This is a genomic window from Azospira sp. I09 (genome assembly GCF_009177135.1).
In the GTDB taxonomy this organism is placed as follows: domain Bacteria; phylum Pseudomonadota; class Gammaproteobacteria; order Burkholderiales; family Rhodocyclaceae; genus Azospira; species Azospira oryzae.
In genome coordinates this window covers 3,417,956-3,430,619 of sequence record NZ_AP021844.1, presented here as the reverse complement: position 1 = coordinate 3,430,619, position 12,664 = coordinate 3,417,956, and the positions used below count along the sequence as shown (strand labels likewise).

At 67.3% G+C, this 12,664-nt stretch carries 14 protein-coding genes; 10 read left to right on the top strand and 4 right to left on the bottom strand.

The window, feature by feature from the left end; genetic code table 11:
• Nucleotides 1-52: 52 nt before the first annotated feature.
• The 4 genes from AZSP09_RS16150 (at nucleotide 53) to AZSP09_RS16135 (ending at nucleotide 4,419) form a co-directional block, all read left to right on the top strand.
• Complete coding sequence (locus AZSP09_RS16150) at nucleotides 53-1,381, top strand: RsmB/NOP family class I SAM-dependent RNA methyltransferase (protein ID WP_152090621.1); 1,329 nt, start codon at nucleotides 53-55, stop codon at nucleotides 1,379-1,381.
• Nucleotides 1,382-1,390: 9 nt separating this feature from the next.
• Nucleotides 1,391-2,686, top strand: coding sequence for a mechanosensitive ion channel family protein (locus AZSP09_RS16145; RefSeq protein WP_152090620.1), 1,296 nt, complete (start codon nucleotides 1,391-1,393; stop codon nucleotides 2,684-2,686).
• 102 nt (nucleotides 2,687-2,788) lie between these two features.
• Entirely contained in the window at nucleotides 2,789-3,124 is a 336-nt protein-coding gene (locus AZSP09_RS16140; RefSeq protein ID WP_014236629.1) for a c-type cytochrome, read from the top strand.
• Nucleotides 3,124-4,419 (top strand): FCSD flavin-binding domain-containing protein, encoded by a 1,296-nt coding sequence (locus AZSP09_RS16135; protein ID WP_152090619.1) that lies wholly within the window; start codon nucleotides 3,124-3,126, stop codon nucleotides 4,417-4,419. Before AZSP09_RS16140 ends, AZSP09_RS16135 begins: the two co-directional genes overlap by 1 nt.
• Nucleotides 4,420-4,596: 177 nt before the next feature.
• Here the strand turns inward: AZSP09_RS16135 and dut are convergent, their stop codons facing one another.
• Together dut and coaBC are read right to left on the bottom strand one after the other, a co-directional pair.
• Complete coding sequence (gene dut, locus AZSP09_RS16130; RefSeq protein WP_130460089.1) at nucleotides 4,597-5,046, bottom strand: dUTP diphosphatase; 450 nt, start codon at nucleotides 5,044-5,046, stop codon at nucleotides 4,597-4,599.
• Nucleotides 5,047-5,064: 18 nt separating this feature from the next.
• Nucleotides 5,065-6,249, bottom strand: coding sequence for a bifunctional phosphopantothenoylcysteine decarboxylase/phosphopantothenate--cysteine ligase CoaBC (coaBC, locus tag AZSP09_RS16125; protein ID WP_152090618.1), 1,185 nt, complete (start codon nucleotides 6,247-6,249; stop codon nucleotides 5,065-5,067).
• A gap of 47 nt (nucleotides 6,250-6,296) precedes the next feature.
• Here coaBC and radC point away from each other — a divergent pair, with 47 nt between their 5' ends.
• The 4 genes from radC to rpmG all read left to right on the top strand — a co-directional run bounded on the left by radC (nucleotide 6,297) and on the right by rpmG (nucleotide 7,957).
• A complete protein-coding gene (gene radC, locus AZSP09_RS16120; RefSeq protein WP_152090617.1) occupies nucleotides 6,297-6,974 on the top strand; it encodes a RadC family protein in 678 nt (225 codons plus the stop codon).
• Between the two features lie 72 nt (nucleotides 6,975-7,046).
• On the top strand, nucleotides 7,047-7,421 hold the full coding sequence (locus tag AZSP09_RS16115) for a PilZ domain-containing protein (RefSeq protein WP_083833939.1): 375 nt from the start codon (nucleotides 7,047-7,049) through the stop codon (nucleotides 7,419-7,421).
• 116 nt (nucleotides 7,422-7,537) lie between these two features.
• Nucleotides 7,538-7,771 (top strand): 50S ribosomal protein L28, encoded by a 234-nt coding sequence (gene rpmB, locus AZSP09_RS16110; protein ID WP_014236623.1) that lies wholly within the window; start codon nucleotides 7,538-7,540, stop codon nucleotides 7,769-7,771.
• A 30-nt stretch (nucleotides 7,772-7,801) separates the two neighbouring features.
• Nucleotides 7,802-7,957, top strand: a complete 156-nt coding sequence (rpmG, locus tag AZSP09_RS16105; RefSeq protein WP_014236622.1) for a 50S ribosomal protein L33 — start codon at nucleotides 7,802-7,804, stop codon at nucleotides 7,955-7,957.
• Nucleotides 7,958-8,210: 253 nt separating this feature from the next.
• Here rpmG and AZSP09_RS16100 read toward each other — a convergent pair whose 3' ends face one another.
• Both AZSP09_RS16100 and AZSP09_RS16095 read right to left on the bottom strand, forming a co-directional pair.
• Nucleotides 8,211-8,702, bottom strand: a complete 492-nt coding sequence (locus AZSP09_RS16100; RefSeq protein ID WP_152090616.1) for a disulfide bond formation protein B — start codon at nucleotides 8,700-8,702, stop codon at nucleotides 8,211-8,213.
• 76 nt (nucleotides 8,703-8,778) lie between these two features.
• Nucleotides 8,779-9,993 (bottom strand): DesA family fatty acid desaturase, encoded by a 1,215-nt coding sequence (locus tag AZSP09_RS16095; RefSeq protein WP_152090615.1) that lies wholly within the window; start codon nucleotides 9,991-9,993, stop codon nucleotides 8,779-8,781.
• 146 nt (nucleotides 9,994-10,139) lie between these two features.
• Between AZSP09_RS16095 and AZSP09_RS16090 the strand changes: the two genes are divergently transcribed.
• Complete coding sequence (locus AZSP09_RS16090) at nucleotides 10,140-12,353, top strand: putative bifunctional diguanylate cyclase/phosphodiesterase (protein WP_152090614.1); 2,214 nt, start codon at nucleotides 10,140-10,142, stop codon at nucleotides 12,351-12,353.
• Nucleotides 12,350-12,637, top strand: a complete 288-nt coding sequence (locus AZSP09_RS16085; protein ID WP_152090613.1) for a hypothetical protein — start codon at nucleotides 12,350-12,352, stop codon at nucleotides 12,635-12,637. Before AZSP09_RS16090 ends, AZSP09_RS16085 begins: the two co-directional genes overlap by 4 nt.
• The last annotated feature ends 27 nt before the right edge of the window (nucleotides 12,638-12,664 follow it).

Sequence of the window (12,664 nt, the reverse complement as noted above, 5' to 3'; positions counted from 1 at the left end):
GCCCCACCGATTTTCCGCGCCCTCCGGGGCCAACGTTTTTTTGAAGACCGCCATGACCCACGCACCCGCTCCCGCCCTGTTCCAGCACGCCATCGCCGCCCTCACCGAGGTGCTGCGCCTGAACCACCCGGCGGACGCGGCCCTCTCCCGCTACTTCCGCGAGCACAAGCAGCTGGGCCACCGGGACCGGGGCTTCGTGGCCGAGGCCGTGTTCGCCATCCTGCGCCACAAGCGCAGCCTGGAAGCCCTGGTGCTGCCCCAGGTGAACGCCCGCCGCCTGCTGCTGGCCCACCTGGCCTGCCACCAGGGCCTGGATGCCAAGGCCCTGGAAGCCCTGCTGCGCCACGGCGAAGCCGAGCTGGTGGAACACCTGCAACAGCGCTGGGCCGCCATCGGCCGCGGCGAAGACCATTTCGACCCCAGCGGCCCCCTCGGCCTGAGCGCCCCGGCCATCGCCCTGGACCTGCCGGACTGGCTCTACCAGCGCCTGCTGGCCCAGTACGGCGCCGAGGAGACCCAGGCCCTGGTGGCCGCCCTCAACCGGCCGGCGCCCCTGGACCTGCGGGTCAACAGCCTGAAGGGCGAACGCAACGCCGTCGCCGCCCAACTGGCCAAGGACGGCATCGCCGCCAGCCCCACCCCCTATTCGCCCCTGGGCCTGCGCCTGGCCGGCAAGCCCGCCCTTTCCCGCCATCCCCTGTTCATGGACGGTGCGGTGGAAGTGCAGGACGAGGGCAGCCAGCTGCTGGGCCTGCTGCTGGCGCCCAAGCGGGGCGAGATGGTGGCCGACTTCTGCGCCGGCGCCGGCGGCAAGACCCTGCTGCTGGGCGCCCTGATGCGCTCCACCGGCCGCCTCTACGCCTTCGACGTGTCGGAGAAGCGCCTCAACAACCTGAAGCCGCGCCTGGCCCGTTCCGGTCTTTCCAACGTGCATCCGGTACGTATCGAGAGCGAGAACGACGCCCGCATCAAGCGCCTGGCCGGCAAGCTGGACCGGGTCCTGGTGGATGCACCCTGCTCGGGCCTGGGCACCCTGCGCCGTAATCCGGACCTGAAGTGGCGCCAGGACGAAAAGTCCGTCGCCGAGCTGAACGCCAAGCAGACCGCCATCCTCAATTCCGCCGCCCGCCTGGTGAAGGCCGGCGGCCGCCTGGTGTACGCCACCTGCAGCCTGCTGCAGGAAGAGAACGGCGCTGTCGCCGACGCCTTCCTCGCTGCTCACCCGGACTTCGTCGCCGTGCCGGTGGCCGACATCCTGGCCGCCCAGGGCATCGAGCTGCCGGGGCTGGAGGCCATGCCCGCCGGCCGTCTGGCCCTGCTGCCCCACCGCCACGACAGCGACGCCTTCTTCGCCGCCGTCTTCGAACGTCAAGCCAAGTAAGCCTGCGCCATGGAAACCCTGCCCCAGCTATTCACCGACCTGTGGGACGACCTGCAGAATCCCCGCATTTTCTGGCAGATGGCCGTGCTCCTCGGCTGCATCGGCATCGCCTTCTTCGCCTCGCGCCAGGTGCGCAACCGCATCCAGACGACGCCGGAGCGCTGGCACGCGGGCCGCAGCGGGGTCAAGCGCCTGCTCTTCCCCCTGCTGGCGGCGGGCCTGGTGGTGCTGGCCCGGGCCCTGCTCAAGCCCCACATGCACGTCAATCTGCTGTCCCTGGCCGTGCCCCTGATGCTGTCCCTGGCCGGCATCCGGCTGATGGTCTACATCCTGCGCCAGGCCTTCGCCCCCTCGGGCTGGCTGGCGGCTTCCGAGCGGGTCATCGCCACCCTGGTGTGGCTGGCCGCAGCCCTGCACATCACCGGCCTGGACCTGCCGGTGATCGACGCCATGGAGCAGGTGCAGTTCGCCGTTGGCAAGCAGCGCCTCGACCTGTGGATGATCCTGCACGGCCTGGTCACCATTTTCGTCACCGTGCTGGGCGCCCTGTGGCTGGCCGGCCTGGCGGAGGCCCGGCTGATGGGGGCGCAGAAGCTGGATTCCAACGTGCGGGCGGTGCTGGCCCGCATCATCAAAGCCCTGCTGACCCTGGTGGCGGTACTCATCAGCCTGTCCCTGGTGGGCATCGACATCACCACCCTCTCGGTCTTCGGCGGCGCCCTCGGCGTCGGCCTCGGTTTCGGCCTGCAGAAGATCGCCAGCAACTACATCTCCGGCTTCATCATCCTGCTCGACCGCTCCATCCGCCTGGGCGACTTCATCGCCATCGACGCCGCCACCAGCGGCGTGGTGACCCAGATCACCACCCGCTACACGGTGCTGCGGGGCCTGGCCGGCACCGAATACCTGATCCCCAACGAGCAGTTCGTCGCCAACGTGGTGCAGAACCAGTCCTACACGGACACCCAGGTATTCCTCAAGACCGCCGTCCAGGTCGGCTACAACAGCGATGTGGAGCGGGCCATGGCGGTACTGGTGGAGGCGGCCGCAGCCCATCCCCGGGTACTGCAGGAGCGGCCGCCCCGGGCCTACCTGACCGGCTTTGCCGACAGCGGCATCAACCTGGAGGTGGGCTTCTGGATCGAAGACCCGGAGGAAGGTTCCGGCGCCCTGCGCTCGGACATCAACCTGGAGATCTGGAAGCGCTTCAAGGCCGAAGGCATCGAAATCCCCTTCCCCCAGCGGGAGGTGCGCATGCTCGGCAAGGCCCCTACGGCAGCGGCCGAGGGTGCCGCCAGGTTATAAGAAAAGACCGAAATATTCCGTTTTGGCGGGGGAAACTCCGCCGCTGCGGTTGTTATACTCCGGGCCAAATCTGGACTGCCTTCGTCTAGCCAAGGAGATGCCATGCCCTTTGCGCGCCACCTGATGTCACGCCTTTCCCTGCTCGCCGTCCTGGCCGCCGGCCTGGGCAGCACCGCGGCCTTTGCCGCCGACCCCAACCTGGCCCGCAATCTGGCCGCCACCTGCGCCAACTGCCACGGCACCGACGGCCACGCCCAGCCCGGCGCCATGGACGTGCTGGCCGGCCAGGACAAGGGCGTGCTGCTGCAGAAGCTGAACGGCTTCCGCGACGGCAGCCGGCCGGCCACCATCATGCACCAGATCGCCAAGGGCTATACCCCGGAGCAGCTGGACCTGATCACCACCTATCTGGCAGCCCAGAAACGGGAGGGCAAGTAATGACCATGCAACGCCGGGATTTCCTCAAGGCCGCGGGCATCGTCTCCGCCGCTTCCGTCACCGCCTCCCTGACCGGCTGCGCCAGCGCCCCGGTTCCCCGCAAGCAGGCCGCCGGCCACGTGGTGGTGGTGGGCGGCGGCTACGGCGGCGCCACGGTGGCCAAGTACCTGCGCAAGTGGAGCGAGGGCGGCGTCCGCGTCACCCTGGTGGAGCGTAACCCCAGCTTCATCTCCTGCCCCATTTCCAACCTCATCCTCTCCGGCGACAAGACCCTGGACGACATCACCGTCTCCTACGATGGCCTGAAGAACCGCTGGGGCGTCAAGGTGATCCAGGACGAAGCCGTGGCGGTGGACCCGGTCAAGCGCACCCTGCGCCTGGCCCAGGGCGGCAGCCTCAGCTACGACCGCCTGGTGCTCTCCCCCGGCGTCGATTTCCTGTGGTCCCTGGTGCCGGCCCTGGACGCCAAGGAATCCCAGGAGAAGATCCTCCACGCCTGGAAGGCCGGCCCCCAGACCGTGGCCCTGCGCAAGCAGCTGGAATCCATGAAGGACGGCGGCGTCTTCGCCATCACCATTCCCAAGGCGCCCTACCGCTGCCCGCCCGGCCCCTACGAGCGGGCTTCGGTGGTGGCCAGCTACTTCAAGGCCCACAAGCCCAAGTCCAAGGTGCTGATCCTGGACGCCAACGAGGACGTGATCTCCAAGAAGGGCCTGTTCACCAAGGCCTGGAGCGAGCTGTACCCGAACATCGTCGAATACCGGCCCAACCACGAGCTGATCGACGTGGACGTGACCAACACCACCGCCCTCTTCGAATTCGACAAGGTGCGGGCCGACGTGCTCAACGTGGTGCCGCCCCAGCGGGCCGGCGCCATCGCCAGCGCCGCCGGGCTGAAGCTGGTGAACAACCGCTGGGTCGATGTGGACTGGCTGAGCCTGGAATCCACCAACACCCCGGGCATCCACGTCCTGGGCGACGCCATTTTCCCGGCGCCGACCATGCCCAAGTCCGGCCACATGGCCAACCAGCACGCCAAGCTGGCCGCCGCCGCCATCCTCAACCTGCTGGCCGGCGAGGCGCCCAATCCCAATCCGGTGGTGATGAACACCTGCTACAGCTTCCTCAGCTCCACGGAAGCCTGCCACGTGGCCTCCATCCACCAGTACGACGCCGAGAAAAAGACGGTGCTGCCGGTGCCCGGCTCCGGCGGCGTCTCCGCCGTGCGCAGCGTCGCCGAAGCCCAGTTCGCCCTGGGCTGGGCCAAGAACATCTGGGCCGACGCCCTGGCCTAGAACGAAAAAGCAGTACTGCCGGGAGGCAGGCAGGACGGCCATCTCCGCCATGGCATGGCCAACAGGCCCGTCCTGCCTGCCTCCCGGGCCTACCCCCTGCAGCCGAATAAAAAGGCCGCGCCTCCTTGCGGAAGCGCGGCCTTTTCTCATTGCACAGGGCGCCGAGCGGCGCCGGGATCAGCCCTTGCCGGTGCTGCCGAAACCGCCGGCACCCCGGTCGCTGGCGGCAAACTCGTCCACCAGGTTGAACTGCACCTGCAGCACCGGCACCACCACCAGCTGGGCGATGCGGTCCAGGGGATTGATAACGAAGGCTTCCTTGCCCCGGTTCCAGGTGGAGACCATGATTTCGCCCTGGTAGTCGGAGTCGATCAGGCCCACCAGGTTGCCGAGGACGATGCCGTGCTTGTGGCCCAGGCCGGAGCGGGGCAGGATCATGGCGGCCATGCCCGGGTCGTTGAGGTGGATGGCGATGCCGGTGGGAATCAGCTGGGTTTCGCCCGGATGCAGCTTCACCGGGGCCTCGATGCAGGCCCGCAGGTCCAGCCCGGCGGAACCGGGGGTGGCGTACTGGGGCGGGGTTTCGTGCAGGCGGGGGTCCAGCAGTTTGACGTCGACGGGATGCATTGTTTCTCCAGATAAAAATCAGTGGGGCAGACGCTCGGCAATGGCGGCGACGATGCTGCGGGCCACCTCGGTCTTGCTGGCGGTGGCCAGGGGATGGGCGCCGGCAGCATCGAACAGGACCACGGTGTTGTCCTCGCCGCCGAAGCCGTCGCTGATCAGGTTGCCCACCACCAGGGGCAGTTTCTTATTGACGCGCTTGCCCTCGGCGTAGGTGGCCAGGTCGTGGCTCTCGGCGGCAAAACCGACGCAGAAGGGCGGCAGCGGCAGGGCCGCCACTTCGGCCAGGATGTCCGGGTTCTTCACCAGCTCCACCGTCATCGCGGCGGCGTTCTTCTTGATCTTCTGGGCGGACGGGGTGGCCGGCCGGTAGTCAGCCACGGCGGCGACGCCGATGAAGACGTCGCTCTCCCCGGCCCGGGCCAGCACTTCCCGCTGCATCTCCAGGGCGGCGCTCACATCGACCCGCAGCACGCCCCGGGGGCAGGCCAGCCCGGTGGGGCCGGAGACCAGGGTAACGGCGGCGCCGGCCTGGGCACAGGCCCGGGCCAGGGCGTAGCCCATCTTGCCGCTCGAAAGATTGGTGATGCCCCGCACCGGGTCCAGGGCCTCGAAGGTGGGGCCGGCGGTGAGCAGCACCCGCTTGCCGGCCAGGGGCTTGGCCTGGAAGAAGGCGATCAGGTCCTCGACGATTTCCGCCGGCGCCAGCATGCGCCCGGCGCCGACCTCGCCGCAGGCCTGGTCGCCGCAGGCGGGGCCCAGCAGGGTGATGCCGTCCGCCGCCAGGGTGGCAGCGTTGCGTTGGGTGGCCGGGTTTTCCCACATCTGCCGGTTCATGGCCGGGGCCACCAGCAGGGGGCAATCCCGGGCCAGCACCAGGGTGGTGAGCAGGTCGTCGGCCTGGCCGTGGGCCACCTTGGCCAGGAAATCGGCGGAGGCCGGCGCCACCAGCACCGCGTCCGCCTCCCGGGAGAGGTCGATGTGGGCCATGTTGTTGGCCATGCGCGCATCCCACTGGTCGGTGAACACCGGCTGGCCGGACAGGGCCTGGAAGGTCACCGCACCGACGAAATGGGTGGCCGCCTCGGTCATGGCCACCTGCACCGTGGCCCCCTGCTTCTGCAGCAGGCGGGTCAGCTCGGCCGCCTTGTAGGCGGCGATGCCGCCGGTGACGCCGAGGAGTATTTTCTTGCCCAACAATTCCATTGTCGTAATCGCTAGAATGGCTGATCCGCCCGATTCTACTTGAGATCATGGCAATCACCGACTGGCCCGAAGACGAACGCCCCCGGGAGCGGCTGCTGAAGCAGGGCGCCACCGCCCTCTCCGACGCCGAACTGCTGGCCGTCTTCCTGCGGGTCGGGGTGCGGGGCCAGAGCGCGGTGGACATGGCGCGCAGCCTGCTGCAGCGTTTCGGCAGCCTGACCCGGCTGTTTTCCGCCACGGCGGAGGAGATCAGCGCCGTGCCCGGCATGGGCAGCGCCAAGTACGCCCAGATCCAGGCCGTCCTGGAAATGTCCCGGCGCGCCCTGCGGGAGGAAATGGAGCGGCCCCATGCCTTCAATTCCCCGGGCGCGGTGCGAGACTACCTGCGGGCCCGGCTGGGCGGCGAGCCGCGGGAGGTGTTCCTGGCCCTGTGGCTGGACGCCCAGAACCGCCTCATCGCCGCCGAGGAACTGTTCCGCGGCACCCTGACCCAGACCGCCGTCTATCCCCGGGAAGTGGTGAAGACGGCCCTGGCCCGCAATGCGGCGGCCGTCATCTTCGCCCACAACCACCCCTCCGGCGTCGCCGAGCCCTCCCGGGCCGACGAACAGCTCACCGCCGCCCTCAGGCAGAGCCTGGCCCTGGTGGAGGTGCGGGTGCTGGACCATTTCGTCGTCGCCGGCAACACCCCGCCCCTTTCTTTTTCCGAGCGGGGCTTGCTCTGATCTATATCAATAGTAAGAGGGGGTCTGTGGTTATACTGCGCGCTGACCAGATAACAACAATTCCCAATTGCAATGAAAGAACAGCGCCAATATGACCGGTACCCAGCCCGGTGGTCGTGCATGATCGTCCTCGACAGCGAGCCGGACCGGGTCTATCACGGCCGTACCCACGACGTTTCCCAGGCCGGCGCTGCCGTACTGACGGACCACAACCTGCACACCTCCAGCCAGTTCACCATGCGGCTGTCCGTGCCCCCCACCCACTCCCACGAACGCCCGCTGGTGCTGGAATTCCGCTGCCGCATGGCCTATTCGGTGCACTCCGACCGCCACTGCTGCTTCCGGCATGGGGTACAATTCGTCGGCTTCACGGGCGCAGCCAAGGTTCAGCTGCAACGTGTACTCGCCCAGCATTTTTTACCCGGGACGGAAAGGTACGCCGGATAAGGCTTTCCGGCCTTTTTGCCGCCCCGGGCAAAAGGAAAACGCAAAAGAGGCTTGATATTATTCAGGCAGTTGCGTTACAATCGCGGGCTTTCCTTCCAAGTTTTCTGGAGCAAATCATGGCGCGTGTCTGCCAAGTGACGGGCAAGGCCCCGATGGTCGGGAACAACGTTTCCCATGCCAACAACAAAACCAAGCGCCGCTTCCTGCCGAATCTGCAGTATCGTCGCTTCTGGGTTGAGAGCGAAAACCGCTTCATCCGGCTGCGTGTTTCCAACGCCGGTCTGCGGTTGATCGACAAGAAGGGTATCGACGAGGTCCTGGTGGATCTGCGTGCCCGCGGCGAAGTGTAATAAGCGTTTCACGGTCTAAGGAGCTGCGACATGCGTGAAAAGATCAAGCTGGAGTCCACTGCTGGGACCGGCCATTTCTACACCACCACCAAGAACAAGCGTACCAAGCCGGAAAAGATCGAGATCAAGAAGTACGATCCCAAGGTCCGCAAGCACGTGATCTACAAAGAAACCAAGCTGAAGTAAGCCCCCCAAAGGCTTGGCTACCGGAAAACCCGCCCTTGTGGCGGGTTTTTCTTTGGGTCTTCGCCCCGGAGCACCGCCGCATACGAGCACCCGTTCTTTGCCCCCCGCTTTGCAGCCGGATTCGGGGCGGAAACGACACCTTGCCCCCCAACGCTGTCGGCCTCCCCGCCGGAAACAGCCGCCGCAAGCGAAAGCCGCAAACAAAAAGCCCGCCGAAGCGGGCTTTTTGTTTGCGGCAGGAAACGGCCTGCGATCAGCGACGGCGGCCGATGACCAGCAGGCTGACCAACACCCCGGCAAAGCAGAGCACGGACCAGTTGGCCATGGAAAGCTGCAGGAAGGTCCAGTCCCGGGCCGAACAGAAGCCGGTGGCCATGAACAGGGGCGGATACTGCATGCCCAGCCAGTCCACCAGGCGCTCGATCAGGCTGGGATCGCCGTAGGCACACTCCAGGGCCGGGTCGGCCACCCATTGCAGCCAGGTCTGGTACAGGGCCGTGGCCATGCCGCCGACGGCGGTGACGCCGATCAGACCGAGCCACAGCCAGCGCAGCCGGGGAAACAATGCCCCGCCCAGGGCCAGGGCGGCCACCAGCAGGTAGAGCACGCGCTGGAAAATGCACAGGGGACAGGGCTGCAGGCGGTCAAACTCCTGGATTACCAGGCCGGCGGAGACCAGGGCGATGCAGCCCACAGCGAGAAGCAGATAGCCGGGACGTCCGGCCAGACGGTTGAGCAGGGACATAGGGGATCGAACTTTCCTGAAGAAAAGGGCACCCCGCAGGGCGCCCCGTCATTGTGCCAGCGTTGGCCGCTCCGGCTCAAATGGCGTAGCGGCGCAGACGCAGGGACATCTCCTCCAACTGGCGGATGCCGCTGCTTTCGGCCCGGCGGCACCAGTCCTGCAGGTGGGTCAGCAACTGCTCCCGGCTGGCGTTGGTGCGCTCCCACACCGCGCTCAGTTCATCCCGCATGGCCACCAGGGTCTGCAACGGACCGCTGCCCTGAACCAGGGCGTCGAAGCGCTGGCGCAGTTCCGCCGGCATCCGTCCCAGGTCGCCGGCCAGCCAGCGCCGCGCGTCCCGGGCCCGCTTGAACTCCACCGCATCGAGACGCCCACGGAGGGCCCGCAACTCGTACTCGTAGGCCTGGCGCAGGGATTTGGCGTAACGGGTCATGAGATCGTAACGGTGGGTGATGAGGGCCTGCAGGGTATGGTGGTCCACCTGGGGCCGCAGGGAATGCAGCCGGGGCCGGGGCGCCACCTTCTTCACCCGGGCCAGGCCCAGGGCGCTCATCAGGCGGATGTAGCCCCAGCCGATGTCCACCTCGTACCACTTGGCGGAGAAGCGGGCGGAAGTGGCGAAGGCATGGTGGTTGTTGTGCAGTTCCTCGCCGCCGATGACCAGCCCCAGGGGCCAGAGATTGGTGGAGGCGTCGGCGCAGGCGAAGTTGCGGTAGCCCCAGAAGTGGGCCAGGCCATTGACCACCCCCGCCGCCCAGAAGGGAATCCAGGCCATCTGCACCGCCCACACGGTGATGCCGGCGGCGCCGAAGAGCAGCACATCCAGCACCAGCATAAGGGCCACGCCGAGCACCGGATGCCGGGCATAGACGTGGCGCTCCAACCAGTCGTCCGGCGTGCCGTGACCATAGCGGGCCAGGGTTTCGGCATTGGCGGCCTCGGCCCGGTACAGTTCGGCGCCTTCGGAAAGGACCTTCCACAGGCCCTTCACCTGGGGACTATGAGGATCCTCGGCGGTTTCGCACTTGGCGTGGTGTTTGCGGTGAATGGCAGTCCATTCCTTGGTCACCATGCCGGTGGTCAGCCACAGCCAGAAGCGGAAGAAATGGGAAGGCAGGGGCCCCAGATCCAGGGCCCGGTGAGCCTGGTGGCGGTGCAGGAAGACGGTGACGGCGACGATGGTTACATGGGTCATGCCCAGGGCCGCCAGCAGCACGCCCCACCAGGGCAGGTCGAGGGCGCCGGAACGGAGAAAGGCTAGGAGGGACGACAGGATATCGGCAAAGGCCATGGTTGGAACTACCCCTTGAAAAGGATGAATGACGCCAAGCGCCTGATTCGCAGCCATTTCCATGGCGCAGCGCAACAACCAGGCGACGGGGCATTTGTTACACTGCCCCGACAAAAACAAGCAGTACACAATGAGGAGGAGACCTCTTGTCCCCGCAACACCCAAATGAGGACGTCAGCGGTGAAGACCAGCTGCGGCGTCTGCTTGCCCTGCTGGCCCATTGCCATGCCGCCGCCGGTGCAGCCGGCAGCGAAGCAGACCTGGCGGCCCGCATCTGCGACAGCCTGACCGGCTGCGGCGGCTACAGCCTGGCCTGCGTCGGTCTGCTGGAAAACGGCAGCCACCGGCTGGTGGCTGCCCGCCTCGGCGCCGATGCGGCAGCCGGCGCCATGCTCCCGTCAGACTGGCAGGACCTGGATCGGTTCCCCCAGTTTTCGGCCTTTGCCGGCTCCCTGTCCCTGCCCCTGGAAGCCGGAGGCAAGGCCCTGGGCCGGCTGCGCATCTATGCCGCCGCCCGCGCCCTGTTTTCGCCGGAGGAACACCAGCTGCTGCGGGACATCGCCACCCTGCTGGCCCTGGCCCTGGCGGTGCGCCGCTGCACCAGCGAGGCCGAAGCCGCCGCCCGCCAGGACGCCGGCGAGGCCCTGCGGCTGCGGGACCGGGCCGTGGAGTCCTCCAGCAACGGCATCATGATCACTTCCGCCACCCAGCTGGACCACCCCATCACCTACGTGAACCCGGCCTTCGAGCGCATCACCGGCTACAGCGCTGCCGAAGTGCAGGGGCGCAACGGCCGCTTCCTGGTGCGGGACGACCTGCAGCAGAAAGGCCTCAACGAAATCCGCGCTGCCCTGCGGGACCGGCGCGAGGGCCACGCCATCCTGCGCAACTACCGCAAGGACGGCAGCCTGTTCTGGAACGAGCTGCACCTGGCACCGGTGCTGGATGAGTCGGGCCAGAGCACCACCCATTTCGTCTCCGTCATCAACGACGTCTCCGACCGCATCCATTACCAGGAACAACTGGAGTACCAGGCCACCCACGACGTTCTCACCGGCCTGGCCAACCGCAGCCTGCTGGCCGACCGCATCAGCCAGGCCATCGCCCTGGCGCGCCGGGACAGGCGCCTGGTGGGCGTCATGCTGCTCGACCTGGACCGCTTCAAGGTGATCAACGACGGCCTCGGCCACGCCCCGGCCGACAAGCTGCTAAAGACCGTGGCCGAGCGGCTGCAGACGGCCGTGCGCGACACCGACACGGTGGCCCGCCTGGGGGGCGACGAGTTCGTCATCGTCGTCGGCGACATCCTGGACGCGGACGACGTGGCCGTGGTGGCCGGCAAGATTCAGCGGGCCTTGGCCCAGCCCTTGTTCGTCGAGGGCAAGGAGCTGTTCGTCACCGCCTCCATCGGCGTCAGCCTGTTCCCCCGGGACGGGGAAACCGGGGACATCCTGCTGCGCAACGCCGACGTGGCCATGTACCGGGTCAAGGAGTACGGCCGCAACAACTACCGCTTCTACCTGCCGGAAATGAGCAGCATGGCCCTGGACCGGCTGGACATGGAGGGCAACCTGCGCCGGGCCCTGGAGACCGACGAATTCCAGGTCTACTACCAGCCCAAGGTGTCCCTGCAGCAGGGCACCATCGTCGGCGCCGAGGCCCTGCTGCGCTGGATGCACCCACGCATCGGCCAGATCAACCCCAACGAGTTCATTCCCCTGGCTGAGGAATCGGGCCTCATCATTCCCCTGGGAGAAAAGGTCATCGAACTGGTGTGCCGGCAGATCCGTGCCTGGCGCGAGGAAGGCCTGCCACCCCTGAAGGTGGCCATCAACATCTCTGCCCGCCAGTTCCGTCAGGAAAACCTGGGGGAGACGGTGCGCCGGCTGCTGGAGGAATACCAGGTGCCCGGCGAAATGCTGGACATCGAATTGACCGAATCCATGGTCATGCACGACACCGACCACGCCGCCCTGACCCTGCGGGAGCTGAAGGACCTGGGCGTGACCCTGTCCCTGGACGACTTCGGCACCGGCTACTCCAGCCTCTCCTACCTCAAGCGCTTCCCCATCGACTGCCTGAAGATCGACCGCTCCTTCGTGCGCGACATCAACTCCAACGCCGACGATGCGGCCATCGCCAGCGCCGTCATCGCCATGGCCCACAGCCTGGGGCTCAATGTGGTGGCCGAAGGCGTGGAAACGGCCGAGCAGCTGGCCCTGCTGCGCCAGCACGGCTGTGACGAGTTCCAGGGCTACTTCTTCAGCCGGGCCGTGCCCGCCGGCGACTACGCCCTGCTGCTGCGCCAGGGCAAGACCCTGGCCGATGCGGAAGCGGCGCCGGACGGGGACCTGGCATGAGCGGCAAGACCCTGCACTGGGCCCTGGTGGACCGGGAAGCCCTGGCCGAACACCTGCACCCACGGCAGATCAAGGATTCCCTGGCCACCCCCGCCCTCAGCCTCTATCACTGCAAGGAGAGCGGCCCCGGTGGCCGGGACAGCATCGCCGTCTCCCTGCCCGACGGCCAGTGCCTGCTCATCACCCTGCCCGAGCCCGCTGCCGGCCATCCGGAGCGGCGCAAACGGAGCGCCGCCGCGGGGGCCGCCAACGGCAAGGACACCCAGCCGCCAAAGTCGGGGTAAACTCGCGTTTTCCCCTTCCGCCTGGAG